This is a genomic window from Mycobacterium sp., from assembly GCF_035506235.1.
Taxonomy (GTDB): domain Bacteria; phylum Actinomycetota; class Actinomycetes; order Mycobacteriales; family Mycobacteriaceae; genus Mycobacterium.
Genome location: NZ_DATJPU010000015.1, coordinates 14,713 through 40,374, shown reverse-complemented (window position 1 = coordinate 40,374; position 25,662 = coordinate 14,713). Strand labels below are relative to the sequence as shown.

26 protein-coding genes and 2 pseudogenes are annotated in these 25,662 nt (G+C 68.4%); 13 read left to right on the top strand and 15 right to left on the bottom strand.

What is annotated here, in order from left to right:
• Positions 1 to 4 precede the first annotated feature (4 nt).
• Entirely contained in the window at positions 5 to 1,501 is a 1,497-nt protein-coding gene (locus tag VMD50_RS02390; protein ID WP_325424491.1) for a molybdopterin-dependent oxidoreductase, read from the top strand.
• A gap of 1 nt (position 1,502) precedes the next feature.
• Complete coding sequence (locus VMD50_RS02385; protein WP_325424489.1) at positions 1,503 to 1,754, top strand: hypothetical protein; 252 nt, start codon at positions 1,503 to 1,505, stop codon at positions 1,752 to 1,754.
• On the opposite strand, the gene VMD50_RS02380 is transcribed toward VMD50_RS02385, so the two are convergent.
• Both VMD50_RS02380 and VMD50_RS02375 read right to left on the bottom strand, forming a co-directional pair.
• Entirely contained in the window at positions 1,751 to 2,110 is a 360-nt protein-coding gene (locus VMD50_RS02380; RefSeq protein WP_325424487.1) for a hypothetical protein, read from the bottom strand. The two genes, VMD50_RS02385 and VMD50_RS02380, sit on opposite strands and share 4 nt — an antisense overlap.
• 40 nt (positions 2,111 to 2,150) lie before the next feature.
• Positions 2,151 to 3,188 carry a hypothetical protein gene (locus tag VMD50_RS02375; RefSeq protein ID WP_325424485.1) on the bottom strand — a complete coding sequence of 346 codons (1,038 nt, stop codon included), beginning with the start codon at positions 3,186 to 3,188 and terminating at the stop codon, positions 2,151 to 2,153.
• Positions 3,189 to 3,323: 135 nt separating this feature from the next.
• Between VMD50_RS02375 and VMD50_RS02370 the strand changes: the two genes are divergently transcribed.
• Positions 3,324 to 3,884, top strand: a complete 561-nt coding sequence (locus VMD50_RS02370) for a hemerythrin domain-containing protein (RefSeq protein WP_325424483.1) — start codon at positions 3,324 to 3,326, stop codon at positions 3,882 to 3,884.
• Between the two features lie 88 nt (positions 3,885 to 3,972).
• Positions 3,973 to 4,629, top strand: a complete 657-nt coding sequence (locus VMD50_RS02365) for a UdgX family uracil-DNA binding protein (RefSeq protein ID WP_325424481.1) — start codon at positions 3,973 to 3,975, stop codon at positions 4,627 to 4,629.
• Between the two features lie 28 nt (positions 4,630 to 4,657).
• Here the strand turns inward: VMD50_RS02365 and VMD50_RS02360 are convergent, their stop codons facing one another.
• From VMD50_RS02360 to VMD50_RS02340, 5 genes are all read right to left on the bottom strand, one after another.
• A complete protein-coding gene (locus VMD50_RS02360; RefSeq protein WP_325424479.1) occupies positions 4,658 to 6,451 on the bottom strand; it encodes a thiamine pyrophosphate-requiring protein in 1,794 nt (597 codons plus the stop codon).
• Between the two features lie 289 nt (positions 6,452 to 6,740).
• Positions 6,741 to 7,796 carry a DNA topoisomerase IB gene (locus VMD50_RS02355; protein WP_325424477.1) on the bottom strand — a complete coding sequence of 352 codons (1,056 nt, stop codon included), beginning with the start codon at positions 7,794 to 7,796 and terminating at the stop codon, positions 6,741 to 6,743.
• 110 nt (positions 7,797 to 7,906) lie between these two features.
• Positions 7,907 to 8,305, bottom strand: coding sequence for a heme-binding protein (locus VMD50_RS02350; RefSeq protein ID WP_325424475.1), 399 nt, complete (start codon positions 8,303 to 8,305; stop codon positions 7,907 to 7,909).
• Between the two features lie 295 nt (positions 8,306 to 8,600).
• Positions 8,601 to 9,017, bottom strand: a complete 417-nt coding sequence (locus VMD50_RS02345) for an STAS domain-containing protein (protein ID WP_325424473.1) — start codon at positions 9,015 to 9,017, stop codon at positions 8,601 to 8,603.
• A 260-nt stretch (positions 9,018 to 9,277) separates the two neighbouring features.
• The gene (locus tag VMD50_RS02340) at positions 9,278 to 9,913 is read right to left on the bottom strand and encodes an SDR family oxidoreductase (RefSeq protein ID WP_325424471.1); all 636 of its coding nucleotides are present in this window, start codon (positions 9,911 to 9,913) and stop codon (positions 9,278 to 9,280) included.
• Between the two features lie 192 nt (positions 9,914 to 10,105).
• On the opposite strand from VMD50_RS02340, the gene mbp1 reads away from it, so the two are divergent.
• On the top strand, positions 10,106 to 10,342 hold the full coding sequence (gene mbp1 / locus VMD50_RS02335) for a microaggregate-binding protein 1 (RefSeq protein ID WP_325424469.1): 237 nt from the start codon (positions 10,106 to 10,108) through the stop codon (positions 10,340 to 10,342).
• Positions 10,343 to 10,473: 131 nt separating this feature from the next.
• The gene (locus VMD50_RS02330; RefSeq protein WP_325424467.1) at positions 10,474 to 10,755 is read left to right on the top strand and encodes a DUF3349 domain-containing protein; all 282 of its coding nucleotides are present in this window, start codon (positions 10,474 to 10,476) and stop codon (positions 10,753 to 10,755) included.
• Positions 10,756 to 10,759: 4 nt separating this feature from the next.
• Here VMD50_RS02330 and VMD50_RS02325 read toward each other — a convergent pair whose 3' ends face one another.
• The 3 genes from VMD50_RS02325 to VMD50_RS02315 are packed head-to-tail and all read right to left on the bottom strand — an operon-like array spanning position 10,760 to position 13,335.
• Complete coding sequence (locus VMD50_RS02325; protein ID WP_325424465.1) at positions 10,760 to 11,524, bottom strand: endonuclease/exonuclease/phosphatase family protein; 765 nt, start codon at positions 11,522 to 11,524, stop codon at positions 10,760 to 10,762.
• 54 nt (positions 11,525 to 11,578) lie between these two features.
• A complete protein-coding gene (locus VMD50_RS02320; RefSeq protein ID WP_325424463.1) occupies positions 11,579 to 12,394 on the bottom strand; it encodes a PIG-L deacetylase family protein in 816 nt (271 codons plus the stop codon).
• Entirely contained in the window at positions 12,391 to 13,335 is a 945-nt protein-coding gene (locus VMD50_RS02315; RefSeq protein WP_325424461.1) for an acyl-CoA dehydrogenase family protein, read from the bottom strand. The genes VMD50_RS02320 and VMD50_RS02315 overlap by 4 nt, the downstream gene beginning before the upstream one ends.
• Before the next feature lie 190 nt (positions 13,336 to 13,525).
• Here VMD50_RS02315 and VMD50_RS02310 point away from each other — a divergent pair.
• Positions 13,526 to 13,712, top strand: a pseudogene (locus tag VMD50_RS02310) (hypothetical protein); the annotation flags it as partial.
• Between the two features lie 28 nt (positions 13,713 to 13,740).
• Here the strand turns inward: VMD50_RS02310 and VMD50_RS02305 are convergent.
• Positions 13,741 to 13,998 carry a DUF7218 family protein gene (locus tag VMD50_RS02305; protein WP_325424458.1) on the bottom strand — a complete coding sequence of 86 codons (258 nt, stop codon included), beginning with the start codon at positions 13,996 to 13,998 and terminating at the stop codon, positions 13,741 to 13,743.
• A 104-nt stretch (positions 13,999 to 14,102) separates the two neighbouring features.
• A pseudogene (locus tag VMD50_RS02300) lies at positions 14,103 to 15,671 on the bottom strand (catalase).
• Between the two features lie 98 nt (positions 15,672 to 15,769).
• On the opposite strand from VMD50_RS02300, the gene VMD50_RS02295 reads away from it, so the two are divergent.
• Genes VMD50_RS02295 through VMD50_RS02285 form a run of 3 tightly spaced genes read left to right on the top strand, consistent with a single transcriptional unit; the run spans position 15,770 to position 19,436 of the window.
• On the top strand, positions 15,770 to 16,789 hold the full coding sequence (locus tag VMD50_RS02295; protein WP_325424456.1) for a chemotaxis protein CheB: 1,020 nt from the start codon (positions 15,770 to 15,772) through the stop codon (positions 16,787 to 16,789).
• Positions 16,782 to 17,540 carry an STAS domain-containing protein gene (locus VMD50_RS02290; protein WP_325424454.1) on the top strand — a complete coding sequence of 253 codons (759 nt, stop codon included), beginning with the start codon at positions 16,782 to 16,784 and terminating at the stop codon, positions 17,538 to 17,540. Before VMD50_RS02295 ends, VMD50_RS02290 begins: the two co-directional genes overlap by 8 nt.
• 54 nt (positions 17,541 to 17,594) lie before the next feature.
• Positions 17,595 to 19,436 carry a CheR family methyltransferase gene (locus VMD50_RS02285; RefSeq protein WP_325424452.1) on the top strand — a complete coding sequence of 614 codons (1,842 nt, stop codon included), beginning with the start codon at positions 17,595 to 17,597 and terminating at the stop codon, positions 19,434 to 19,436.
• 1 nt (position 19,437) lies between these two features.
• On the opposite strand, the gene VMD50_RS02280 is transcribed toward VMD50_RS02285, so the two are convergent.
• Entirely contained in the window at positions 19,438 to 20,307 is an 870-nt protein-coding gene (locus VMD50_RS02280) for a chemotaxis protein CheB (RefSeq protein WP_325424451.1), read from the bottom strand.
• A 157-nt stretch (positions 20,308 to 20,464) separates the two neighbouring features.
• Here VMD50_RS02280 and VMD50_RS02275 point away from each other — a divergent pair, with 157 nt between their 5' ends.
• Together VMD50_RS02275 and VMD50_RS02270 are read left to right on the top strand one after the other, a co-directional pair.
• Complete coding sequence (locus VMD50_RS02275; protein ID WP_325424449.1) at positions 20,465 to 21,613, top strand: glycosyltransferase; 1,149 nt, start codon at positions 20,465 to 20,467, stop codon at positions 21,611 to 21,613.
• Between the two features lie 42 nt (positions 21,614 to 21,655).
• Positions 21,656 to 22,720: a helix-turn-helix transcriptional regulator gene (locus VMD50_RS02270; RefSeq protein WP_325424447.1), complete on the top strand. Its 1,065-nt coding sequence runs from the start codon at positions 21,656 to 21,658 to the stop codon at positions 22,718 to 22,720.
• A gap of 2 nt (positions 22,721 to 22,722) precedes the next feature.
• Here VMD50_RS02270 and VMD50_RS02265 read toward each other — a convergent pair whose 3' ends face one another.
• Positions 22,723 to 23,676, bottom strand: coding sequence for an AraC family transcriptional regulator (locus VMD50_RS02265; RefSeq protein ID WP_325424445.1), 954 nt, complete (start codon positions 23,674 to 23,676; stop codon positions 22,723 to 22,725).
• Between the two features lie 92 nt (positions 23,677 to 23,768).
• Between VMD50_RS02265 and VMD50_RS02260 the strand changes: the two genes are divergently transcribed.
• Entirely contained in the window at positions 23,769 to 24,206 is a 438-nt protein-coding gene (locus VMD50_RS02260) for an SRPBCC family protein (RefSeq protein WP_325424443.1), read from the top strand.
• Positions 24,207 to 24,212: 6 nt separating this feature from the next.
• Here the strand turns inward: VMD50_RS02260 and VMD50_RS02255 are convergent, their stop codons facing one another.
• The gene (locus VMD50_RS02255; RefSeq protein WP_414685978.1) at positions 24,213 to 25,583 is read right to left on the bottom strand and encodes a flavin monoamine oxidase family protein; all 1,371 of its coding nucleotides are present in this window, start codon (positions 25,581 to 25,583) and stop codon (positions 24,213 to 24,215) included.
• Positions 25,584 to 25,662: the final 79 nt, after the last annotated feature.

The window sequence follows — 25,662 nt, the reverse complement described above, 5'->3', positions numbered from 1 at the left end:
GCAGATGACCGAGATCGTGCTCGACTACCCGGCGTGGCTGCGCATCGACCACTGGCTCAACGTCCTTTTTCTGACGTTGTTGCTGCGCAGCGGCATCGAGATCCTGTCCACCCACCCCAAGCTGTACTGGCGCGAGGACAGCAGGCCCGGCACCGAGTGGGCGCGCTTCACCACCAAGACGATGCCGACCGACAAGCTCTACGACACCCTCGACGAGGAGGAGGACTACAGCTCGCTGGTGGCGCTGCCCGGTCACAAGAAGCTCGGCATGGGGCGCCACTGGCACTTCATCTCGGTGATCGGCTGGGTCCTGGTCGGGCTGTCGTACTACGTCCTGCTGTTCGCCACGGGTCAATGGCACCGATACTGGCCCCAGTCGTGGGCGACCTTCACCGAAGCCGGCAACGACATCGTCACCTACATGACGTTCAATCTGCCCCCGCTGCTGCCCAACGAACCGCTGGACGCCATCCAGAAACTGACCTACGCGGGCGTCATCTTCGTGCTGGCGCCCTTCCAGATCCTCACCGGCGCGTTGCAGTCCCCGGCGATCGAGGCCAGGTTCCCCTGGCTGTTGCGGGCCTGCGGCGGGCGGCAATCCGTGCGCAGCCTGCACTTCCTGGGGCTGGTCGCGTTCCTGGTCTTCATCGCGATCCACGTGTCGATGGTCTTCTTCTGGGGCTGGGGCCAGCTCAACGCCTCGATGATCTTCGGCTCGGTCCGCAATCTCACGTTGGCAACCGTGTTGTCCTTCGTGATCATCGGCGCGATCGTCGCCATTCACGTTGCGGCCACGGTGTGGAGCCTGCGCCGGCCGGTACAGGTCCGCCGCATTCTCGGCGCCGTCATCACGCGGGCCCGGCTCATCCTGCTGCGCCCCCTGGACTCGCGACAGGACTACCCGGAACGGATACTGTCGGAAGAACACCGCGTCAACGGCAAGCCACCGTGTTCGGCCGAGTACAAGGTGATGGCGGTGCACAACTTCGTCGACTGGCGGTTGCGGGTCGGTGGGCTCGTCGAAGAGCCGGTGACGTTGGACCTTGCCGCCCTGCGCGCGCTGGCCGAACCGCAAAGCCAACGCGTCCTGCACAACTGCGTCCAGGGCTGGTCGAGCATCGGCGAGTGGAAGGGGCTCCCGCTGGCCGCGCTGGCGGACCTGGTGCGCCCGCTGCCCCAGGCGCGCTTCGTGTGCTTCCTGACCATGCAGGACACCGGCCGCGACGAACCCAGCGCGGAGGGGGAGGGGCAGTTCTACGAAGTGATGGACATCGAACTGGCCTACAAGCCGCAAACCATCCTGGCGTACGAGATGAACGGAAAACCGTTGCCCATCAAGCACGGTGCGCCGTTGCGGCTGCGGGTGGAAACCCAGGTCGGCTTCAAGATGGCTAAATGGATCAACCAGATCGAGTTCATCGACGACCACCGCGGCATCGGCCATGGCCTGGGCGGCTGGCGAGAGGACAACGTCCACTACGACAAGGACGTGGAGATCTGACATGAGCGAGCTGACCGCTCTGGACCCGGCGGCCCGCCAACGGGTTTCGGAACAGATCGCGGCCAAGGGCGGGTACTGCGAGTGCTGCGGCGCAACGGAGTTCGATGTCGGCGACGCGCTGTTCCTCGGCTTTTTGTTCCTCGACGAGGACCGCGACGCCTACATGGTCGCGCTGACCTGCCGCAATCCCGACTGCACCAAGCCGCGCACCGGGATCATGCTGTCGGAGAAGGACTTTCGGGCAGAGCGTTAACGGCGGGGACGGAAACGCTTCGCCTTGGCGGGCGGGCTGTCGGTGAAGTTCGGCGAGGCGAGCCGGAACCGATCGATCAGGTGCGACAGCGTGCGCAATTCGTCGAGCAACGCGTGAAATCGGCGCTCGTCCGCCTCGTCGAGCCGGCCCAGCGAACTGTAATGCACCAGCCGGCGCAGCCGACCGGCCAGCACCGTTCCCCACCTGATGCTGAAGTCGTAGCGCTGGCCTTCGCTGATCGGCTCTTCGTCGTCCCGCTTCGCAAGGTCCCTGAGCGCCTTGATCTGTTGGTTGATCAACTCGACGTCGTTGTCGATGTCGATCGCCGCGCGGGTGGGATTTCGTGTGGTGCTCATCGTTTCTTCCTCCGCCTATCTTCCTCCGCCTAAGGATGTCTCACAGATGCGGCTTGGCCACGCTGATCACATACGGCGCGCCGGCCAGCGTGAGATAGACGCGGTGGGGTCCGATGGCCATGCCCGACAGGCCGGCCGACCGGGCGGCGCCGCCGGGCAGGTGGGACCGGTAGTCGATGACGCGGAGCACCGGGATCTTCCGGTCCGCAAAGCCGGTGAAGCTCGCCGTCTCGAGGACCACCACCTCGCGGTCGGTCGCGGCGTAGATGCGGGTGTCGTCGGTGCCCAGTTCGCGGATCGGCGACGGCAATTCGGCGCTGGCCAGCAGTTCCATCCCCCTGCCGCCGCGGCGCGAGTCGACGGCATACAGCGTGTTGCTGTCGTGTCCGGCAACATAGTTGCGGGTGTCCGCGGCACCGTCGCCGGCCGAGACCGCGACGTCCATGCCCAGCGAGCCGCGCTTGGTCGGCGGCGACGAAAAGCCTTCGTAATAGCGGATTCCCGATGCCCCGTAGAGGTGGTAGTCGATCTTTCGACCGCGGTTGGCGCCGTCGATGCTGTCCGCGGGGTCGTCGGTGACCGTCGCGGTCGGCAGCTTGCGGAAGCCGTACTGGTCCACCGGCGTCACCGCCGTTCCGTCCGCCGAGAGTGCGAGCAAGATCCGCATCCCGGCGTCTTCGGCCAGACAGGCGGGGTGCGGGCCGGCGTCGAAATCGTTGATCTGGCGCAGGCTTTCGAGGTCGATGGAGGCGACCTTGCCACGCTCGGGTTGCGGCACAAACACGACCCGGTCGTCCTTCTGGCTGATCTGCAGGTTGCGTCCCACCGCCATGGGCGCGGACAGCCGCGTCTTCGCGTCGTCGGGGCGCGCGCCCTCGGCGACCTCGGCCAGCCGGTGATCGTCGGTGATCGCGATCAGCGCGTGCGTGCGATACGACCACACGGGCTGGCGCAGCGGCGCGCCGACGGACCACAACGCCACCTCGGGCGCGCTCTCCAGCGTCGATCCCGGCGCGGCACAGCCCGCCGCGACCATGACGGCGCCGACGGCGCCGGCCAGCCCCGAACGCCAACCCATGATCGGAGAAATACCCGCTTGACGCACCCCCACACCTGCCGGTTTGGTGGCCGGGACGGTCGGGTAGCCGCTACAGAGCGCGCAGCAGCCCGCGCGCCGCTGTTGGAATCAAATGGCTTAAATGGGAGGGACATCATGGCGCAACACGCCATCGAGTCGCCCACCGACGTGGTCGACTTCCTTGTCAGCCAGCACGAGCAGATCAAATCCTTGTTCGCGGAGACGCTGTCGGCCACCGGAAAGGACCGAGAGAAGGCGTTCCTGAAACTTCGGCGGATGCTCGCCGTGCACGAGACCGCCGAAGAGGAGATCGTGCACCCGCGGGCCAAGCGGAAGCTCGGCAACGGTGCCGCGGTGGTCGGCAAGCGATTGGAAGAGGAGCACGAGGCCAAGACGGTGCTGCAGAAGCTGGAGAAGCTCGACGTCGACAGCGCGGAGTTCACCCGCCACCTGACGGAACTCCGCGATGCCGTCATCGACCACGCCGAGCACGAGGAGTCCGACGAGTTCGCCAAGCTGGGCGAGGAATTGAGCGACGAGGAGTTGGAGAGGATGGGCCGCGCCGCCAAGCTTGCCGAGGCGATCGCGCCCACCCGGCCGCACGCCGGCGTCGAGTCCCGGTTGGCCAACCTGGCCGCCGGCCCGTTCGCGGCGATGCTGGACCGGGCCCGCGACGCCATCGTCGGGAAGGGCTGAGCGGGCGTTTCCCGGCCGACACGCAGGGGTATGCCCGGGGACATGACGTCCCCGGGCCGCCACTGAATGCCACTGAATACGCTGAATCATGGCCGCCACCGAGATCAGCGCCGCGCGCTACCTGCCCGAGGATCGCAGCCTTGAGGCGCTGAAGGCGGCCGCCGGACGCTGCCACGGCTGCCCGCTGTATGCCGACGCGACGCAAACCGTCTTCGGTCACGGCCACCCGGGCTCGCCCATCATGCTGGTGGGCGAGCAGCCGGGGGACCAGGAGGACCGCGCCGGCCTGCCCTTCGTCGGCCCGGCGGGGCGGTTGCTCGCGCGGGCGCTCGACGACGCCGGCATCGACCCGACGCTGACGTACGAGACCAACGCCGTCAAGCATTTCAAGTTCACCCGTAAGGGCGGCACGCGGCGCATACACCAGAAACCGAGCCGCACCGAGGTCGTCGCGTGCCGCCCGTGGCTGATCGCTGAGATCGAGGCGGTGCGCCCGCAGGTGATCGTCTGCCTCGGCGCGACCGCCGCGCAATCGCTTCTCGGGGCGGCATTTCGGGTGTCAGCCCAGCGCGGTCAGGTGATCGGATTCCCCAGCACGGTCGACGTCCGGCTGGAGCCGCAGCCGATGGTGGTGGCGACCGTACATCCGTCGTCGGTGCTGCGCGATCGCAGCGATTCCCACGACGAGGCCTACGCGCTATTCGTCGACGACCTGTGCAGCGCCCGCACGGCCTACGCCCAGTGAGCCGGGCGGTGCGCGCCAGCTCGTCCCGTCAGCTCTTCTTGTGCGGCAAGAACTCCTGGGCTTTGGTTTTCAGGCCGACCTTGACGAAGCCGACCCGGTCCTCGTCGCCGGACAGCACCGCCGCGGTCGCCGCCTTGAACTGATCCCAGGTGGCGTGCGGCGGAATCGGCGGCATGTCGGGATCGGTGTGGACGTCCAGCACGGTGGGGCGGTCCGCGGACAACGCGTTGCGCCAGGCGTCGCCGAGTTCGTCGGCGTCCTTGATGGCCATCGCGTTGAGACCCAGCCCGGCCGCGAACCCCGCGAAGTCGATGTCGGGAAGGTTCTGCGACTCCGCGAATTTCGGCGACCCGGCCATCGCGCGCATCTCCCACGTGACCTGGTTGAGGTCGTTGTTGTGCAGGATCGCCACGATCAGGCGCGGGTCACCCCACTCCTGCCAGTACCTCTTGATCGTGATGAGCTCGGCCATCCCGCTCATCTGCATGGCGCCGTCACCGGCGAACACGATGACGGGGCGGTGCGGGTGCGCGAACTTCGCGCCGATGCCGTACGGGACGCCGGGACCCATGGTCGCCAGGTTGCCCGACAGCGAGCCGCGCATGTTGCCGCGAAAACGCAGGTTCCGCGCGTACCAGTTGGCCGACGAACCGGAATCGGCGGTGACGATGGCGTTGTCGGGCAGCTGCGGGGACAGCTCGGAGAACAACCGCATGGGGTTGATCGGATCGGCGCCGACCTTTGCTTCCATGTCCATGGTCTCCCACCAGCGCGCCACATTCGCCTCGACGGTGTCGCGCCACCCCCGGTCCTCCTTGCGGCGCAGCTGCGGGATCAAGGCCCGCAGCGCGGCCTTGGCGTCGGAAACCAGATTGACCTCGTACGGGTACCGCATGCCGATGAAACGGCCGTCGACGTCGATCTGCACCGCGCGGCACTGCCCGAACTCCGGCAGGAACTGCGTGTAGGGGAAGCTCGATCCGACCGTGAGCAGGGTGTCGCAGTCGCGCATCAGCTCGTAGCTGGGCCGCGTTCCCAGCAACCCGATCGATCCGGTGACCCAAGGCAATTCGTCACTCAACACGTCCTTGCCCAGCAGCGCCTTGGCCGCCCCTGCCCCCAGCAGGTCGGCGACCTCGGTCAGCTCCTCGCGTGCCCCTCGCGCGCCGGCCCCCACCAGCATGGCGACCTTCTTGCCCGCGTTGAGCACCTCGGCCGCGCGCCGGATCGCGGCGTCGTCGGGAGCGACCGCGGGCCACTCGATGCCCAGGCTGGAGGGCACCATCTTGAAGGCGTGGGTGGGCGGGGAGTACGGCAGCTCCTGCACGTCGGACGGGATGATCAGCGCCGTCGGCGCCCGCTGGGCCAGGGCCACCCGGATCGCACGGTCCAGCACGTTGGGCAATTGCTCAGGGACAGTGACCATTTGAACGTAGTCGCTGGCGACGTCCTTATACAGGCTCATCAGGTCGACCTCCTGCTGATAGGAGCCGCCCATCGCGCTGCGGTTGGTCTGACCGACGATCGCCACGACGGGGACGTGGTCGAGCTTGGCGTCGTACAGGCCGTTGAGCAGGTGGATCGCGCCGGGGCCCGACGTGGCCATGCAGATCCCGACCCGGTCGGTGAACTTGGCGTAGCCCACCGCCTCGAACGCGCTCATCTCCTCGTGCCGCGACTGAATGAACATGGGCTTGTTGTCGGCGCGCCCGAACGCCGCGAGGATCCCGTTGATGCCGTCACCGGGATACCCGAATACATGCTCGACGCCCCAGGTCCGCAGCCGCTCCAGCAGGTAGTCCGAGACCTCTTGTTTCGACATTGATTGCCCTCCTAGTCACTGGGGTGTCGCCGGGCGCGCAGGATTTCCGACCGCATTGGCGTATTCGCCGCGCCCAACCAGACCCCGGATCGCCATGGGTTCGACTTTCCGGGCAGCATCCGGGCAGCGCAGTCCGCGTGCCTGGCGCACAAATTCCCGCATACCCGAATTCGTGATCGTTATTCCTACGCGGATCGGCCCGTTCCACTGATTTCAGAGAAAGCTTTCAGAGACGCTTTTCGCCGGTGCGGCCGTAGCCGAGCGCACTGGTGTCAGAGGCTTCCCTGTCTCACGCGCTCCAGGCGAGCACGGAGGAGCCGGATGCGCTGTGGCCTTTGGCGACCCGGCGAATCAGCATGCGGGTCGCCTTCTCCAGGATCTCCTGCGCGGCCTCTGGCCGACGGGCCCGTTGCGCGCGTCGTGCCGCGGCCCCGATCGTCAGCCCCTGCTCATAACCGGTGACGACCCGCGGGTCAACGTAAGAGCCGCGCGCCACCGCCGGGGTGTTGCCGAGTTCCTCGGCGACCTCCTTCATGACGGCGGACTCGACGCGCTTGATCACCCGCTGCGAGACCGGCGGGTCCGCGTCGACGAACGCCGCGGCGGCCAGCACCGTGCCGTGCCACGTCCGCAAATCCTTGACGGTGTATTCGTCGCCGACCATCTCCTTGAACCGGGCATTGAGGTCGTCGGACCGGATGTCGATCCAGCCGGAGTCCTTGCGGCACACCAGCAATCGGTCGGTGCGTTCTGGGCGTCGCATCAGCGCACGCACCGCCCGGACGATTTCGGCGTCCTCGATTTCCACGGTGCGCCGCACTCCGCTTTTGGCCGGGAAGTCGAATGCGACGGCGTGGGGACGCACCGTCACGTGACTGCGCAGCAGGGTGGCCAGCCCGTAGGACTCGTTTTCCTCGGCGTACTGCTCACCGCCGGCGCGAAAGTATCCGCGGTCGAGCAGGCGCAGCGCGACCGCGAGCACGCGCTCGCGGGTTAAGCCGCGGCGCGACAGGTCTTTTGCGATGCGCGCCCGCCACATCGGCAACCGCACCGACAGCTCCAGCACGCGGTCGAACTTCTCCTCGGCGCGCTCCTGCTGCCATGCGGGGTGGTAGAGGTACTGGCGGCGTCCGGCCGCGTCGGTGCCGACCGCCTGGATGTGGCCGCTGGGGTGCGGCGAGATCCACACCTTTTTCCAGGCGGGCGGAATGACGAGATCCTTGATGCGCGCCAGGGTGTCGGGGTCGGACAGCCGGTTGCCCTCGGGGTCGTAGTAGGCGAAGCCCTTGCCCCGGCGTTTGCGTGCGATTCCCGGCTTGCCGAGATCGCTGCGACGCAGCCGCATCGTTGCCTCCATGCCCTTTGGCTGACTGCACAATTACCCGCAGCCCGTCAGCGCGAAACGACCCACCACGGCGCTGTGGCGGGTCGTTCGCGGCGTCATCAGCCGGGTTGTCAGCCGGCCATGAATTCCTGGTAGGCCGACTCCAGGTTCGGCGGCAGGGCCTTGACGTTGCACTGCCGTTCGGTGTCGCCGATCGGCGCCAGGATGCCGCGCAGGTCGTAGTACTCCTGCGGGTGCGCGGTGAAGTAGCCGCGCAGGCTGGACGCGGCCTCCGGCCGCGACTGGCCGAAGGCGGCCGTGACCGCCTGGTTGGCGTCCGGATGGGCGGCCAGGTACTGCTGCGCCGCGCCCTGCGCCGAGGTAACGGTCGCGTTCACGCCGCCCGGGCTGCAGTCGGGTGCCGCGGCCGCCGACGGGGCACCGATGATGCCCATGGTCAATCCCCCGAGCAGGAAGCCCGCGCTGACGCCGGCACTTCGCCGGCGCGCGACGATACTGCGGATTTTCATGATCAGTGTTGTCCTTCGAAATTGATCAATCGATTTCTTTGAGAGAGGCTCCCGATCCTCGAAAACCAAAGTAGCGGAGGCGAACCAGTGGCGCCGTCGGCCCGAAATGGCCATCCCGCGCCGCCCACCGCCCGATCCGCCTCCGGGACGGGTTTTTGCTAAGCGGACAACCAAATTCGGCCGCCAATGCTGAGAATTCTTAAAGAACGGGACCGGCTCTTAAGCAATCGTGATCCGGATCGTGACGAAACCGTGACCTTGACTGCGGTCGAAACGGGCGGTCGAAACGGGCCCGCTAATGCGCCTTGCGCTGCGGTTCTCCCTGGCGAGCCAGGCCCGCGAGGAGCCGGCGGCGCGCGTGGATGAAGTCGTGGGTGTTCTGCAGGGCCTCGGGAACCGAATCGACCACGGGCAGGCCGTGGTCGGTGACCACGCGGGTCAGCCGGCGCAGGGCCGCGCCGCTGACGACGTTGTTGTGCAGCTGTGCTTCCCGGTGCTCCTCGTTGAGGAACAGCAACATCCGCAGGCCGGCGCTGCCCAGGAAGTCCAGTTGGCTGACATCGAGCACCAGCGGGGCCTTGAGCCGCGCAAAGCGGCGCACCGCCTGGGCGACGAGATCAACATTGGACGTGTCGATTTCGCCCTCGATGCGCAGGACGGTGGCCACGCTGCGGGCGTGAACGTGCACCTGCGCACCCGCGCAATCAATCACGTAGCGATTGCGCGGTTCTCCGCAGCAGCCGGGTCTGGGGTTGGGTGAAGAAGTCATCTGTCTGCGCCCCTCAAAGTCCCTCAAAGTGTGGTGAGCAGGGCGAGCGACTGACTGCGCTGTCCTACACGCCGCTCGTAACGACGGCAGCTGTGGATTCAACTTGACACGAGCCTAGCGGCCCCCTCCGCCGCCGGCATGCTGAACCCCGGCACCGCGGGCGCCGCCGCCGCCAGGTGTTCGTTTCCCGGCTAGGCCGTCACTCAGGTTTTGGACAGGTCCCGCAGCTTCGTCGGCGCAGCACCGTCGCCGTCGGGCGAATCGCCGTCCGCGGCGGCGGGCGCCAGGGTGTGCAGCCAGGTGTCGACGTCGGGGCCGACGATCACTGCGCCGTCGGAGGCCAGCAGCGCCCCGGTGCCGAGCGCGCCGAGCGCGGGCTGCACGGTGCGCACGCGACGGTCGTCGCCTTGCCGGGCGAACTCGTACCACTGCGTGGATTTCACGATCGTCGCCGGGACCGGGCCGTCGAGGATGATGGCCTTCGCCGCCCGTTTGGCCTCGTAGTACCGAAAGCCGTCGAACACCGAGTCTTCCACGCCGGCGACCGTCGACACGACCAGTCGCCGAACGTCCCGCGCGGCGCAGGCGCCCACGACGTTGCGGGTCGCGGTGGCCACCGTCTGGGTGATGCCGGACCGGTCCGGCAACGGGTTGCTGACGTCGATCACGACGTCCACCCCCGCCAGTGCCTCGAATAGCCCCCGCCCGGACACGACGTCGACGCCGTGACGGCGGGAGATCTCGACCACCGCGACGTCGCGGGCCTTCAGCCTGGCGACGACGCGCGAGCCGGCCGTGCCGGTCGCCCCGATGACAGCGATGGTGCTCAGTGACGCCACCCCCTTCGATGGTCCTTTCCCTGGTCGACGGCTGAAGCTACCCGGAAATTGGTTTTCCAAACATGATCGTTCGCGCGGCGAAGCGCTCGGTGATCATGCACACAGGATCGGCGCGGGGGTGTTTGGCCGGGCGCCGGGCGGGAAGCCGGTAGATGCGAATCAAGACGCACCACCGAAAGGGAGGTCGACCCCATGGGGGATGACAAGAGCGGACCGCAGGAAGCCGTCAAGGGCGCCGTCGAAGGTGTCAAAGGCAAGGTCAAGGAGGTTGGCGGGACAGTCACCGGGCGCGACGACCTCGTCGAAGAAGGCCAGGCGCAGCAGGACAAGGCCGACGCCCAGCGCGACGCGGGCAAGAAGGAAGCCGAAGCGGAGTCAGCGCGCGCCGGGGCGAAGGCCGCCGAAGAGCGCCAGAAGGAAAACCAGTAGGTCGATTCCAGGAGGGGTCCGGTCCGCATGTTGGACCGGACCCCTTTTTGGGGGTTTCAAACGCCCGCACCGGGATATTCCTGGCAGGAACCGGCTTCGGGTGCGAAGCCGGGTGCTGGGAGAGGTGGAAGATGGGCCTGCGCAACGGCATTTCGGGCATCGTTGCGTTTCTGCGCGCGGGTTACCCGAGCCATGCGCCCGCCCTCGGCTACGCGCCACTGTTGGCCCTGTTGCCACGGCGGCTGGGCGACGACGAGGTCGCGGCGATCGCGAGCACGCTGCACCAGCGCCGCACGACCGCCAACGCCGATGTCGGCGTGCAGATCACCCGGATCACCGAGGAGATGCCCTCGCTGGACGACATCGATCGCGTTCGGCACCGTCTCGGTGCTACGGGACGGGCCGGCGGGTAAGCGCTCACGCCCGCTCCAGGTCGACGACCAGCGGCCGGTGGTCGGAGATCGGCATCGCTTCCGATTCCACGGCGCCGCCGCGCAGACCGGGGTGGTCGGTCAGGATGTGGTCGAGCTGGCGGTGGGGGGTTTGCGCGGGAAACGTCGCGGCCACGGCCAGCGGCCGCATGCCCGACCAGCGGCGCACCGCGCCGGGCTTCATGTTGAGGTCGCCGGTCAGCAGCCGGGGACCCGGGAAGCCGTGCAGGTCGTGGATCAGCCGGCGCAGCTGGCGCCGATTCCAGCCCGGCACGAAGGACAGGTGCGTGTTGGCCACCGTCAGCCCGCCCCACGGGGTGTGTAGCTGCGCCATGACCGCCGCCCGCGGTTCCTCGTCGACGACCATCACCCGGTTCGGTCCCGGCAGGTACATGGGAAACCGCATCGGAATCCGGGGCAACCGCACCACCTGCCAACTGGCCGCCGGAAACCGGGACAGCAGCGCGATCCCGTAGGCGGCGGTTCCGGGTTGTTCATGGCCGGTGGCGGCCATCCAGGTCGCTCCCGGGGTGCCCGAGATCGCGGCCACGAACCGATGCTCTACCGCTCCCATGGCCTCGGCCGCCACCGCTGTGAGATCCGCGAGAGAAGATCGGGGCTGGTCACAGTCGACCTCCTGCAGGGAAAGCACGTCGGGATCCAGGCGGCGCACGCAGTCCGCCAGCCGCGCAGGGTGCACCCCGTTCCCGACGGTGCGGCCGTGCAGGATGTTGAAGGTCGCCACGCGCATAGGTGATTCGATACCCACTCTCGGAGCGTGCACTCACCTCGGCGGCATCCGCGGCTAGCGGAATACCACTTCTCCCACCGCTTCTCCCACCGCGAGCAGCCGCTGCACCACGAAGGACGGCAACACGGGTGGGGCGCCCGCACCGCCCGGCTCGAGTTGGCTGCGAAAACATTGGGCCGCAAGGCGTTTGCGATCGAGCGCCCAACCGGGAACGTGCACGGACCGGGCCCGGTCCCAGGGCACCGCGGGGTCGGCCGGGCTGGCCCAGTGCCACATCCACACCGGGTATTCGAGCAGCGCGGCGCCGGTGCGCACGCAGGCCTCGGCGGCAGCACGCCCCACGGCTTCGTGGTCGGGATGCCCGTCGCCCCGCCAGGTGGCGGCACACCAGGCCCCGGGCGCGGTGTCCTGCAGGATCCCCTCGAGCAGTTCGGCGACCCTGTCCTCGTGGTCGGCCAGCTCGCCGCCGGGCAGACCCAGCGATACCGGCGGCGGGACACCCAAAACGCCCGTCGCCCTGCGCACTTCGTACCTGCGGGTGATTTCCGCGCGCGCCCGCTCCCACGGCGTCGCGCCGGGGCGGGCGGCGCCCCCGTCGCTGACCGTGATCACCCGAACGTCGACGCCCGCGGCGACCAGTTGCGCGATCGTCGCGCCGAGGCCGAGCGTCTCGTCGTCGGGGTGGGCCGCGACGACGACCAGCCGGGGGCAGGTGCTCAGGTCCAGTGGCGGCGGCGGTTGGCTGTCGAGCGCGGCCAGCCACATCGGAACCGGGGTGCCGCCGCGGGTGAGCGGCTTGGCCGCGAACTTGGCGCAATTGCCGGCGAAGACGGTTTCCGGGGGGCGCACCGGGCGCTCGATGGTGGTCATTGCGCCCGCCCGACGAGCCTTCCGAGTTCGGCCAGGTCCCGCTCGGCGTGGCTTTGGCGTATGTAGATGGTCATGTCGGCGACCCGCTGAGCGTGGCGACCGTCCTGACACAGCGGGCCGGGCCCGAGGGCGCGGCCGGTGCGTGTGATGGCCTCGTCGGCGGCGTGTTCCACCACCGTGCGGGCGCGGCGGGCCAGCAGTTGGGCGGTATCGGAGCGGTCGAATGGGTCCGAGTCGATCTGCATGGCCGCCGCCGCGAGGATCGCGTCGCCCGCGGCCAGCGCGGCGTCGACTGCGCCCAGGTGCGCCAGCGAATACGCGTCCGCCGATTTGCTTGTGGCGCAGCGATACAGCGGCTCGGCGACCCTGCGCGCGCCGCCCAGCCAGCACGCGGCCACGCCGATCGCGCCGTGCCAGAACCCCGGCCGATTGAAGTAGTCATCGGGATCGCCGACGGCGACGGCGTGGGCGTTGGTGAACTGCACCGCCCTGGTGTCGCTGCCCGCCATCCCGACGTTCCACCACGTCGTCGGCAACGCCTTCACGGCGGGCTCGGTGACCGCCACCGCGAACAGGCCGCGCCTTCCGTCGTCGAGCCGGGCGGTCACCAGCGCGTGCGTGCAGAACCCGGCGCCCGAACACCACACCTTGGTGCCGTTGAGAACGACGGCGCCGCCGCTGAGGGTGGTGGCGATCAGCATGGCATCGGGCGCCTCGGCCGCCCACACGCCCCACAGCTGCCCGGAATCGGGCGGCTTGCCGCCAAGCTCGTGCAGGATCGCGACGGCGTCGACGTGGGACTCGGCGATGCGGGCCGCCACGATGTCGTCCTCGGCGAGCCGTGCCAGGCGCTGCCAGCGTTCGGGGGTGCGTCCCGAGGCGGGCAAGGGCAATTCGAGTCGCCCCGACTCCAGCCAGTGCTTGACCAACCCCGCCGTCACGCGCAATCACCCGCCGCCGATCCCTCGAATGGTCCGAGACAGTGCGCGGCGGCAGCCCCCCCGCGGGCACGGTGGGCGCGGGACACGAGGGCTGACATAACACAAAGGTTTGCCAATCTGGCCGCCGCTTAAACGGACGCCAAACAACGCCGCGCCGAGGCCGGCCAGGTTGCATCCCCCGGGGGCGGGGACCATGGTGGTCATCCAGAAGCTGCGTTCCCTCAACGAACATCACTGCGATTTCGCGAGGCTGCTTCCGGCCGTACGGGCGGTGCGCGAACGCCTGGACTGGGGACCGCATCAAAGCCGACACCGCCGCCAACGATTACGCGGTCGCATTTTTGGTGCTGGCCGAACGGCTCGGCCTCACCGGCTGAGCGCGGCTCAGTGCCGATCAGTGGCCGGTCAGTGGTTGCGCAGTTTGGCGACCAACTTGTCCTTGGTCAGACTCGAGTAGCCCGACAGGCCAAGCTCTTTGGCCCGCTTCCGCAATTCCGGAACCGTCATGTCCTGGTACGACCCGGACTTACCGCCCTTGCGGCTGACCGACGACTTGCCCCGGCCGGCGGCCGCATTGGAAATCCGCGCGGCCTTCTCTTTGGAGTCGCCCTTTTTGCGGAGATCCTGATACATCTTTTCGTTTTTGATCGACGAACGCGGCATGATTCATCCTTTCCAGATTCATCCTTTCGAGACATCCTTTTCAGAGCCGTTGCCGGAATGCCCCACACGGCAACGGTCAAAACCCGGTCACGGCTGCCCAATTCCTAGGCGGGCACCGGGTCTGTTTGGCGTTCCCAGCAGCGGTGGCCGGACAACGCGGCGGCGAATTCCGCAGCGAACTCGTCGGGGAACTCGTCGGCGGCTGCGGTGGTGGTCACCACGGACCGGTCGCTGACGACGTCTGTTGCCGGGTCGCCGTCGGAGGCGAGGCGGGTGTCGATGTGCGCAGCGCGCAACAGCCTGATGCCGGCGCCGTACGCGCCGATCGGTTTGAGGTGTTTGTAGGCCTCGACCACGAAGTGCACGGCATAGCCGTCGTGGGAGAGCGTCTCCACCGAGTCCGGTCCGCACGCCACCACCACGGCGTCGTAAAGCACCGACGCCATCGTCGTGAACGCCCGGTCGACGGGAAGTTCGCCGCCGGACCCACCGCGCAGGGTGCCACCGGCAACCGGCGCCAACACGTCGACCACCGCACCGCGCTCTCGCATCAGCTCCTTGAAGCGTTGCGTGCCAACGACATCCACGCCGTCGGCGGCCAGGACGGCGATCTTGCGCGACGCGATGCTGTCGCTCACGCCGATTTGCGACAGCGCCGGCGACGCCGCCACCGCGCCGTCGACCGCTTCGTCGGGCGGCTGCCGAAGCCCGAGCTTAGCCGCCACCCGGGCGGCCAGCTCGTGGTCGACGCGGCCGAGTTGGGTCACCACCGCGGAGCGGATGTCGGGCACCTCCGCCTTGCCCAGCTCGAAGGCGAACGCGGCGACGATGTGTTCGGCCTCGACCGCTGACATGCTCTTCCAGAACATCCGCGCCTGGCTGTAGTGATTCTCGAACGACTTCGCGCGCTTGCGCATCGCGGCGCCGTCGACGCGTTGCGTGTAATGGCGGAACACGTTCTCATTGGCCAGCGCGGGGCACCCACCGCCGAGGGTGTTCTTGTAGTAGCTGGATCGGCCCTGCGGGATGGCGTGCTGGGAGTAGCCGTCCTGCTGGTTGTTGCGGACGTCGGCCACCGGCCGGTTCACCGGCAGCTGCGCAAAGTTGGGGCCGCCCAGGCGGATCAACTGGGTGTCGAGGTAGGAGAAGTTGCGGAACTGCAGCAGCGGATCGTTGGTGAAGTCGATGCCCGGCACCACGTTCGCGGTGTGAAAAGCAACCTGCTCGGTCTCGGCGAAGAAGTTGTCCGGGTTGCGGTTCAGCACCATCTTGCCCACCGGCGGACCGGAACCTGTTCCTCCGGAATGAGTTTCGTGGCATCGAGCAGGTCGAAGTCGAACGCGAATTCGTCGGCCTCGGCCACCAGCTGCACCCCGAGCTCCCACTCGGGATACTGGCCGGACTCGATGGCCTCCCACAGGTCGCGCCGGTTGTAATCGGGGTGCCCCGCGCGCGTGCACCACCCGCTCCGGGATGCGCTCGTGGTCGAAGTGGGTGATCTTCTCGCGGGCGTGGAAGTCCTGCAGCAGCGTGGGTCCCCGCTCACCTGCGGTCAGCGAATCGTCGGTGTGATCAACCCGGACGCCCTGTTGCGTGGTCAGGTACCCGGTGCCGCGGCTAACCCGCGCAGGCTCGAGGTCGCGCTGCTTCGGATCGGACGTGTGATTGGTCATGGCGTGTTGGGTACCACCGAGAACCCCGTGCAAACGGTTCGTCCGGGTCTCTATCCAGCAGGCACGCGGTTACGTACCCTGGGTGGGGGTAATCAAGGGTGGTGATTGACGCGACCAACGGAAACGACGGCCTGCGCGGCGTGGTCGCGATCGGTGCCTCGGCAGGAGGAATCGAAGCGCTCTCGCGGTTGGCCGCCGGGCTAACGGCGGATTTGCCTTACGCCTACTTGGTGGTGCTGCACATCCCCCCCGGCGCGCCCAGCATCCTGGCGCGGATCATCGATCGCAGCGGGCCGCTGCCGGCGGTCACCGCCCAGGACGGAACGACGCTCGAGCCGGGCCACATCTACGTCAGCCCCCCGGACCGTCATCTGCTGGTCGCCGACGATCGTGTGGTGCTGTCACAGGGGCCGACCGAGAACGGGCATCGGCCCGCCATCAACGCATTGTTCCGCTCGGTCGCCGTGGAGTACGGGCCATTCGCGATCGGCGTGCTGCTCTCCGGCGTGCTCGACGACGGCGTGCTGGGCTTGGCCGCAATCCGTTCGCGCGGCGGCACCACCATCGGCCAGTTACCCGAGGACGCAACGTTTCCCGCGCTGCCGACAAATGCATTTGCCGCCGGCGTGCTGGATCGGCAGGCCAGGGCGGACGACATCGGGGCGGTCCTCAAAGAGCTGTCCCAGGAAGAATTCGAGGACCCAGACTTGAAACCCGACCCCGCGCTGGACCTGGAGAACCGTATCGCCATGACCGCCCCGTTTTCGACCGACTTCGACACGCGAGAACTTGGTGTGCCGTCGGCATACACCTGCCCCGACTGCAACGGCTCGCTGGTCTCGATCAGCGAGGGCAACTTTCGCTGCCAGGTCGGCCACGCCTGGACGGCCGATGCCTTTCTCGCCGCGCGGGACCGGGAGGTCGAGGGCGCCCTCTGGGTGGCGCTGCGCAGCCTGCAGGAAAAAGCCAGACTGGCCCGAAAAATGGCCGACAATGCCGGTCCCGGTCCAGTCTCTCAGCACTACAACTCGCTGGCCAAGGAAAGCGAACGCGCGCTGACCGTGATCGGCGAGCGGCTGGCGGCCAATGCCCCCCATCGGAGTGATGCCGGTGGATGAATCGCGGTCGAGGATCCAGATCGACACGGCGCCCCGGCAGGATGTGCCGATCCTGGTGATGGAGGGGGTGCTGGACAGCAACACGTATCGGAGCGTGCGCGACAGCGTCATCAAGGCGGCGCTCGACGAGCCGCGCGCGGTGATCGTGGATGTCAACCGCCTGTCCGTGCCGTCCAGTTCGGCCTGGACGGTGTTCACCAGCGCCCGTTGGCACGTCAGCGTCTGGCCGGACGTGCCCGTCCTGCTGGTGTGCGCGCATCCGCAGGTGCGGCGGGCGATCACCGCCGTCGGCGTGACCCGGTATGTGCCCGTGCATCCCAACCTGGAGCTGGCGCTGGATGCCCTGCGGGGCAGGTCGTTACCCGTCCGCCGGCGGGCGCGCAGCGAGCTCCCCGCCGCCAGGGTCGGCGTCGGCCTGGCCCGCGCCATGATCACCGATTGGCTCACCCAGTGGGACAACGCCGACCTGGTCCCCGTCGCGGCGACGGTGGGCACCGTCTTCGTCGAAAACGTCCTCGACCACACCCAGAGCGCACCGGTACTGATTGTCGAGAGCTATCGGGACACCGTCACGGTCGCGGTCGAGGATCACAGTGAGCACCTGCCGGGCCGGCACGAAGACGCCTATCGCGGCGCCGAAATCGTCTCCGGCCTGGCTATCGTGTCCGCACTCTGCCGAGCGTGGGGCGCCACCCCGACGTCGTCAGGCAAGACGGTGTGGGCACTGGTCGGTCGCGAAAACCAGCTGTAACACTGCGAGTAGTGTTCGAATCCTTCGCCGAACGCGCTTTCGAACGGGACGTTGATGGACGCTACGACTGACGAGGCTTTCGAGGCCTTGTTGCGCTACATGCGGGATTCCCGCGGCTTCGACTTCACGGGCTACAAGCGCACGTCGCTGATGCGCCGGGTCCGCCACCGCATGGATCAGGCGGGATACAAAACATTCGAGGAGTACCTCGACGTTCTGCAGGCCAGCTCGGATGAATTCGCGGCGCTGTTCAACACCATCCTCATCAACGTCACCGCGTTCTTCCGGGACCCTGAGGCCTGGGAATTCATCAGCGCCGAGGTCATCCCGCGGATGCTGGCCGAGCGCGGGCCCGACGACCCGATCCGCGTGTGGAGCGCGGGATGCGCGTCCGGCCAGGAGGCCTACACGCTGGCCATGCTGCTGGCCGAGGCCCTGGGCCCAGACGCGTTCCGCCAGCGGGTCAAGATCTATGCCACGGACATCGACGAGGAGGCGCTCACCCAAGCGCGGATAGCGTCCTATGACGCGAAGGCCGTCGAGGGCGTGCCGGCGGATCTGCTGGCGCGCTATTTCGAACAGGTCAACGGCCGCTACGTTTTCCACAAGGATCTGCGCCGCGCGGTCATCTTCGGCCGCAACGACCTGGTCAAGGATGCGCCCATTTCTCGCGTCGATCTGCTGGTGTGCCGCAACACCCTGATGTATCTCAACGCCGAGACGCAGCGAAACGTGGTGGGGCGCTTGCATTTCGCCCTCGCGCCCAACGGCACGCTGTTCCTCGGGCACGCCGAGATGCTGTTGAGCCACAGCGACCGCTTCGCGCCGCTGAACCTCAAGAACCGGATCTTCCGCAAGGTCGCCGGATCCCAGGGCCACGTGGATCGCTACGACCCGGCCGCCGCCTTCTACGAGCGCCACACCGACCTGCCGGGCCTGACCACGGTGCGCGACTTGGCTTTCCGCGCCAGCCCGGTCGCCCAGATCGTGATCACCGGCGAGGACACCGTCGCGATGATCAACCAGCAGGCGGAGAACGTCTTCGGCCTGTCGGCCCGCGACATCGGCAGGCTCCTGCGCGACCTCGAGGTGTCTTACCGCCCGGTCGAGCTGCGCGCCTACCTCGAGCAGGCCAAGGTGGAGCGGCGGTCGACGCGCATTCCCGACGTCAAGTGGCAGCGACCCGGCGCCGAGACGGTGTGGTTCGAAATCCACATCAATCCGCTCGTCGACGCCGAGAACGGCCTGCTCGGCGTGTCGATCGTGTTCTTCGACGTCACCGCGACGCGCGCGCTGCTGGACAAGGTCGTGCAGACCAACCGCCAGCTCGAGGCGGCCTACGAAGAGCTCCAATCCACCAACGAGGAACTCGAGACCACCAACGAGGAACTGCAATCCACCGTGGAGGAACTCGAGACCACCAACGAGGAATTGCAGTCCACCAACGAAGAGCTCGAGACGATGAACGAGGAGCTGCAGTCCACCAACGACGAGCTGCACACCATCAACGACACGCTGCGCGAACGCAGCGTGGAACTGGACGACGCCAAGAACTTCCTGGATTCGCTGATCAACTCGGTTCAGCTGGGGATGGTCGTGGTGGACCGGGAGATGCGGGTGGTGGTGTGGAACCGCGGCTGCGAGGACCTATGGGGGCTGCGGTCCGACGAGACAACGGGAGCCCTCCTGACCGGATTGGACATCGGGCTGCCGCTGGACACCGTGCGGCCGTTGATCGGCAACGCGTTCGTCGACCCGGACAGCTTCGGCGAAACGGTCGTGGACGCCGTCAACCGGCGCGGCCGCGCGGCCCGCGTGCGGGTCCGGTGCACATCGTTTCGCTCGGCCGACGGAACCGTCGGCGGGGCGCTGCTGCTCATGGAGGTCGTGGGCTAGGTCAGTGGCCCCACCGCGCGGCCGCCTCGGAAGCCGCCTGATGAGCGAGTTGCGCTCGGCGCAACGACTCTTGGGCCCTGCGCCGCGCGATGGCCACGCTGTGTGCCGTGGCACCGAACCCTTCGGACAGATCCTGGCGTCTGCGCCGGAGCTCGGCGGCGCGCTGTCGGGCCGACTCGGCGCGGTTGGCCGCGCTGTTGGGTGCGGCGCGCGGGTCATCCATCGGTTCCCCCTCCGCAGCGCTCGGTTTGTCGCCGTTGCCCACTGGCGGGTGGTGCGCCGTGGGCTCGAGCGCCCCGCCGGCGACGATCTCGGCCAGGACGTGTCCGATCTCGTGGATCGGCAACACCAGGTCGGCGCCGGCCCGCGCGGCCGCGAGCGGCATCGACGGGTACTGGGCGGTTTCCGGGCTTTGGGCGATGACGATGGCGCCGGCCCGCTTCATCGCGACGGTGCCGATGGCGCCGTCCTGCCCGGAGCCCGACAACACCACCGCCACGCTGCGCGGCCCGTACGACTTGGCCACCGACGCCAGCAGCAGGTCGAAGCGCCGCTCGACCAGCGCCTCCACTCCGTGCAGGCGACAGCGGCCGCCGGGCGTGACTTCCAGGTGCATACCGGGCGGGCAGACCACCACCTGTCCCGGCACGACGGCCTGACCGTCCTGAGCCCAACTGACCCGATGGGGCGTTTGCCTGCCCAGGATCGTCGGGAGCACGCTGCTGAGGCCGCCGAGGTGTTGTTGCACGACGACGGCGGCGGGAAACTCGGTCGGCAGGTCATGCAAGACGATGGACAGGGCGTCCAGCCCACCCGCCGACGCCAGCAGGACCACCAGTTCAACTGGAGGGCGCTCGGGTGGGGTCGTCATTCCCCCAGTGTCCTCCGGTGGGCAGCCCGTCGGGACATCCGATATGCGAAACGCCGGGACGATGAACGAAGAGCGCGGGGCGTGGCGTTTCGTTTGCACCGAGCCGGGTAGCACCTTTGGTTGGTTGGCCTTCACGCTAGTTCAAAAGGGAGCCATGGTGAAGATCGCGATCGTCACCGGTGACGACCTCGTCAGCGACGACCCTCAGGAACTGTGTGCCGCGCTCGCGGCCCGGGGACACGAGGCGACGGCCTATGTCCGGCAACCGGGCCGGCGCCCCGCGAAGGTGATCCGCGTCGGTCCCCGCGCGGCGGCCCCCGCCGCGGAGGTGCTGCCCCATGTCGCGGAGTGGGCGGCCGTGCTCGAGCGCATGTGGTCATCCGATGCACCCGACGTGGTGCATGCCTACGGCTGGCTGGGCGGGTTGGCCGCACAACTGGCGGCACGACGGCGAGGGCTGCCGACCGTGCAGACCTTCCTGGGCCTGGCCGCGACGTCAGGTTCGGCCTCCGGCGACCGCCGCGAGCGCGAACGCGAACGCATCGAGCCACTGTTGGCGCGCGGCGCGACGTGGGTGACCGGCGAGTGCACGGCCGACGTCGACGTGCTGGCCCGGCTGCGGCGGGGTCGGGCCCGCGTATCGAGCCTGTGCGGCGGCGTCGATGTCGAGCGATTCAGTCCGGTCGGCCCGGCGGCGGCCCGCAACGGCCTCCATCGCATCCTCTGTTTGGCACCCGACCTGTTGGAGCACCATGGTTTTGACATCACCCTGCGCGCAATGCCCAAGGTAGTAGGCGCCGAACTCGTCTTGGCCGAAACCGCCGCCGGCGGCCCCGGCCACGACGAGGCGCGGGCCAAGCTGGAACGTCTCGCCGCCGAGTCGGGCGTGTCCGACCGGGTCCGCTTTGCGGGCGCGGTCGGCGGTGGCGACCTGCCCTCGCTGCTGCGATCGGCCGACGTGGTCGCCTGCACACCCCGGCGGCCACCTCCTGCGACCCAGGTGTTGCAGGCCATGGCCAGCGGGGTGGCGGTGGTGACGCTGCCCGTCGGCGTGCTGACCGACGCCGTGGTGGACGGCGTAACCGGGCAGGTGCTGTCGCAGCGTAGCCCCGCCGCGCTGGCCGCGGCCCTGAGAAGCCTTCTGGCGCAGAGCTTCCACTGCGAGAGCATGGGGGCGGCCGGTCGGAGCCGCGCGGTTTCCCGCTTCACCTGGGACCGGATCGCGCTCGACTCACTGAACATCTACCGACAGCTCGTGTCGCGACACTGGCTGCCGGCCGAGTTTCAGTCTACAGGTGCCCGGTGATGCGGCCGTGAGAGCACCCGGTGGCCGCCGCGCAGGTCCCCGATGACGGCCATCGCCGACACGGCGGCACCCGGATTCGTCGTCGGCGTCGCCGGTGAACCCGACGCGATCCAGGTCGATCTGCGTCCCACCCCCGCGCCTGACCCGGGGTCGGCCCCAAGCGGGGCCGCCGTCCGGTACGAGCAATTCCGCATCGTCGAACCGGAGGCGATCCGCGGGTTCTATGCCCGCGCCTACACGCCGGGCTGGCGCGTCAGCGGGGTCACGAGCCGCTCGGGCGTCACCCACCGGCGCTGCGCCACGGGTTCCATGGCGGTCGACGAGGTGTCGATCCAGGGGCAATTGGCCTTCGAAATACCGCCCGCCGACACCGTTGTCGTGATCCAGCCCCGCGCGGGATCGTTGACCGTGACGGGGGGGCCGTTCCCGAACGTTGATTGCCCCATTCTGGTCGCGCACGGCATGTCGTGCGCGCTTCGGGTGAGTGGCGCGCGGTTCGATGTGGTGAGCATCGCCGCGGACGCGCTGCACCGGGTCGCCGCGGGCTGGCACGCACCGCTGTCGCACCAGATCCGGTTCCTGAACTGGCGCCCACGCTCGCGCGGCGCGGTGCGCGCGTGGCATCGGGCGCTGGATTACGTGACCGCGACGATGGCCGCGCCCGACACCGCCCAGCAACCGCTGATCGTTGCCGCAATGGCCCCATTGCTGGCCGGCGCGCTGCTCGAGTGCTACCCATCCAACGCCACCGAGCAGGACCTGGCCGGCGACCCCGCGCTCCCGGAAACCCTGAAGGGGGCGGTGGCCTTCATCCACCGCCACGTCGCCGGCGACGTGAGCATCAACGACATCGCCGCCGCCGTCCATCTGACGCCAAGGGCGGTGCAGTACCTCTTCCGGCGCCAGCTCGATACCACGCCAACCGAATACGTGCGCCGGGTCCGGCTGCATCGCGCGCACGACGACCTGATTGCCGCCGAGCCGTCCCGCAGCACCGTCACCGAGATCGCAAAGCGCTGGGGCTTCGCGCACACCGGCCGGTTCGCGGTGCTGTATCGGCAGACGTACGGCCAGAGCCCCCACGCCACGCTCAAACTGGTGACCTAGCGTCAGTTGCGCAGCGTGGTATGCGGGCTTTGGCCGTAGACCTGGCGGTAGTAGACGGCGAATCGACCCGTGTGCGCGAACCCCCACCTGGCGGCGATCTGCGTGACGGTGCTGTGCGCCCTGTCGGCTGCCAGCAGGTCCTGATGCGCGTAGTGCAGCCGGACCCGGCGCAGATATTCCATCGGCGTGCAATCGCGGTGACGACGGAACATCAACTGGATCGCGCGCGGGGTGACGTAGGTCGCGCGGGCGACGTCGGCGATCCCGATGTCGCTGTCGGCGTGTTCCTCGATGAAGGCGATCGCGCGCCGCAGCAACGCCGGCGTGGTGTCGTGCCGATCCTCGATCGTGGGATCCAGCAAGGCGTTGTTGGGGAAGGCGGCAAGCATGGTGACCGCCAGGTGCTGCATCGCGGTGGAGGCGATCAGCATCGCGCCGCTCGGGGCCGGGTCGGTCAGCAACCCGTCCCGCACATAGTCGACGGCACGCACCAATTGCCTTCCGGCCGCCGCGGAAACCGCCCGCGAGTCGGTCAATCGGATCGGCCCGGGCCGGTGACCGTTACCCATCGTCGCCACCCGATCGAAGAGGCCTCTGTCCACCGTGACGATGTCGCAGCGCGCGTGGCTCACGCGCCCGGTGAAGGGCACGTCGAGCGCGCCGAGGGCCAAGACCTCTTCGGCGCCAACGGAATTCGTGGCGGCCCCGGGTATCCGCTCCTCGACCAGTCCCGAACGCACCCGGCACAGGTAGATCTTCTCGGGCGACTCGGAGTCGTAGCTGAACTCGCAGCCGGCTTCGGCTTCATCGATGGTGAGCGGCCCCAAGGACCGCCTCGAGATCCTGATGTGGTTGGCGCCGCTCGCGGTGCGGCCGATGCGCACGGCGACGTAGGTCTGACCGAGGATCTGCTCGGCCTTACCCAGGTCGTGCGTGTCCAACAACACGGTTCTCATCGGCTCCCGTTCGTTGACGCTACACAATAGTGTGCGAGACATGATGTGCGAGACGAATTATGTGCGAGACGACGGCGCCTAGCATGGGTCGAATGGTCCAGATTCGCGTGGAGCGAACGATCCCCGCGCCCACCGAACGGGTCTTCGACTGGCTGGCCGACCCGGCGAACCTGGCGGCCGCTCCGCTGGTGCTGAAGGCCGGCTACGCAAAGGATTCGCCGGGGCATGGCGCGGGCGCGGTGCGTGAGGTGGTCGGGGTCGGCACGTGGTTCCGCGAGGAGATCACCGCCTACGACCGGCCGCACAGCTACTCCTACCTCATCGTCCGGTCCTTCCCGCCGTTCAACCACGAGGGCGGGACGCTGACGTTCACCGCCTCAGGGGACGTCACCCGGGTGGACTGGCTGACCAATTACACCCATCCGGCATGGGCCGGGGGAAAGTTGTTGGAGGCCCTCAGCTATCGGCTGCTGCGCTCGAGCTTCCTCGCCATCCTCGATGCCTGCGCGCAGGCGCTGCAACGCTCGTAGCGACGGTCAGCCGCCCAATCGGTGCATCAATTGGCCGGCCGCGTATCGGCCACTGGCCACGGCGCCGGTCACGGTGGCCGGATTGTTGGCGCCGACCGCCTCACCCGCGAGGTAAAGCCGGTCGCCGATCGGTTCGGCCAGCCGGCGCCGGTCGCCCAGGCCGGAACCGGGGGCATGGAAGGAATACGAGCCGAGAGCATACGGGTCGACGGCCCAGTTCGAGCTGGAGACCTCGACCGGTGCGACCTCGTCGCCGAACAGCCGGCGCGCGATGGGCAGCGCGCCGGCCATCAGCTCGGCGGGCCGCGCCGACTCCGCCCACCGGCCGCGGTCACCGGCGTTGAAGGCCAACACGATCGGCCCCGCGGCGCCCGGCAGGGTGAACCATTGCGACCACGCGCCCGGCTCGGCGCCGAGGTACTGGTAGAAGGCGTTCTCAGCGTCCCAGCTGCGTCGGCTGAATCGGAAGAAGCTCTTGGACAGCACGCCGAATCCCAGCGCGTTCACCGCGTGGATGTGCGGGTCGGGAAGCGGCGGTTCGAACGTGATCGCACCGGATTTCAGGACGCCCAGGGGAACGGTGACGATCGCCGCCGGCCCCTCGAACGACCGGTTTCCGGCGCGCACGACGACGGAATTATCGTGTCGCGCGATCGCGGTGACCGGCGTCTTCAGCTGAATCTGCAACCCGTCGGCAGGGAGCCGCGGCAGGGCGTCGTAGCCGCTCGTGACGACGTCCTGGTCGCCGAGGGCGTACTCGCCATGGTCAAAGGTGTTGGCGGACAACTGGTCCGCGCCGGCGGCGTATTCATCCTCGATCTCGGTGGTGACATAAAATCCCAGCTGCGCCCGGTCGGCATCGGAAAGCCCGGCACGGGTGGCCGCGCGGTCCACCGCGGCGCCGAGGCTGCCGCCGTCGACGTGGCCGCGAGCCCGTTTGACGAAGGTGCGCCACGTTTCCGGGTCGTACTCGAGCGGCGGGAGCCGCGGATCGACCACCAGCTTCGCCCACCCGTAGTAGTCGGTGGGGACGAGTTGGGCCCGCGCCTCGTGCGCGAGCTCCATCAGCGGATTGTCCGTCGTGCCGTGGATCCAGGACGCACCCATCTCCAGCGGTACGTCCCATTCGCGGTTGGTGTGCACCCGCCCGCCGATGCGGTCGCGGGCCTCGATGACGCGCACCGGCCATCCCGCGTCGGCAAGGCTGCGGGCGGCGGACAGGCCCGCCATGCCGGCGCCGACGACGAGGACCGCCTTATTGTCCGGCGGGGTGTCCGGCGGGGTGTCCGGCGGGGGCGGGGGACCGGGCGCGCAGCCGGCCGCCAGTGCGCCGCTGACCAGGCTCGTGGTCGCCGTGAGGAACTCCCGACGGGACATCGGGTGCACGGCTGCCAGCGTCTCACGTCCGGTGGGGCGCGGCGCGCGGTTTGTTGCACAATCGTGCTGAAATTCGCCG

Excerpts from the sequence above, each read along its gene's own strand:
- VMD50_RS02385 (WP_325424489.1), top strand. The coding sequence starts at position 1,503 with ATGAGCGAGCTGACCGCTCTGGACCCGGCGGCCCGCCAACGGGTTTCG.
- VMD50_RS02255 (WP_414685978.1), bottom strand. The coding sequence starts at position 25,583 with ATGTCCCGTCGGGAGTTCCTCACGGCGACCACGAGCCTGGTCAGCGGC.
- VMD50_RS02375 (WP_325424485.1), bottom strand. The coding sequence starts at position 3,188 with ATGGGTTGGCGTTCGGGGCTGGCCGGCGCCGTCGGCGCCGTCATGGTC.
- VMD50_RS02285 (WP_325424452.1), top strand. The coding sequence starts at position 17,595 with ATGGACGCTACGACTGACGAGGCTTTCGAGGCCTTGTTGCGCTACATG.
- VMD50_RS02270 (WP_325424447.1), top strand. The coding sequence starts at position 21,656 with ATGACGGCCATCGCCGACACGGCGGCACCCGGATTCGTCGTCGGCGTC.
- VMD50_RS02280 (WP_325424451.1), bottom strand. The coding sequence starts at position 20,307 with ATGACGACCCCACCCGAGCGCCCTCCAGTTGAACTGGTGGTCCTGCTG.
- VMD50_RS02380 (WP_325424487.1), bottom strand. The coding sequence starts at position 2,110 with ATGAGCACCACACGAAATCCCACCCGCGCGGCGATCGACATCGACAAC.
- VMD50_RS02330 (WP_325424467.1), top strand. The coding sequence starts at position 10,474 with ATGGGCCTGCGCAACGGCATTTCGGGCATCGTTGCGTTTCTGCGCGCG.
- VMD50_RS02390 (WP_325424491.1), top strand. The coding sequence starts at position 5 with ATGACCGAGATCGTGCTCGACTACCCGGCGTGGCTGCGCATCGACCAC.
- VMD50_RS02265 (WP_325424445.1), bottom strand. The coding sequence starts at position 23,676 with ATGAGAACCGTGTTGTTGGACACGCACGACCTGGGTAAGGCCGAGCAG.
- VMD50_RS02360 (WP_325424479.1), bottom strand. The coding sequence starts at position 6,451 with ATGTCGAAACAAGAGGTCTCGGACTACCTGCTGGAGCGGCTGCGGACC.
- VMD50_RS02320 (WP_325424463.1), bottom strand. The coding sequence starts at position 12,394 with ATGACCACCATCGAGCGCCCGGTGCGCCCCCCGGAAACCGTCTTCGCC.
- mbp1 (WP_325424469.1), top strand. The coding sequence starts at position 10,106 with ATGGGGGATGACAAGAGCGGACCGCAGGAAGCCGTCAAGGGCGCCGTC.
- VMD50_RS02350 (WP_325424475.1), bottom strand. The coding sequence starts at position 8,305 with ATGAAAATCCGCAGTATCGTCGCGCGCCGGCGAAGTGCCGGCGTCAGC.
- VMD50_RS02355 (WP_325424477.1), bottom strand. The coding sequence starts at position 7,796 with ATGCGGCTGCGTCGCAGCGATCTCGGCAAGCCGGGAATCGCACGCAAA.
- VMD50_RS02325 (WP_325424465.1), bottom strand. The coding sequence starts at position 11,524 with ATGCGCGTGGCGACCTTCAACATCCTGCACGGCCGCACCGTCGGGAAC.
- VMD50_RS02370 (WP_325424483.1), top strand. The coding sequence starts at position 3,324 with ATGGCGCAACACGCCATCGAGTCGCCCACCGACGTGGTCGACTTCCTT.
- VMD50_RS02365 (WP_325424481.1), top strand. The coding sequence starts at position 3,973 with ATGGCCGCCACCGAGATCAGCGCCGCGCGCTACCTGCCCGAGGATCGC.
- VMD50_RS02260 (WP_325424443.1), top strand. The coding sequence starts at position 23,769 with ATGGTCCAGATTCGCGTGGAGCGAACGATCCCCGCGCCCACCGAACGG.
- VMD50_RS02305 (WP_325424458.1), bottom strand. The coding sequence starts at position 13,998 with ATGCCGCGTTCGTCGATCAAAAACGAAAAGATGTATCAGGATCTCCGC.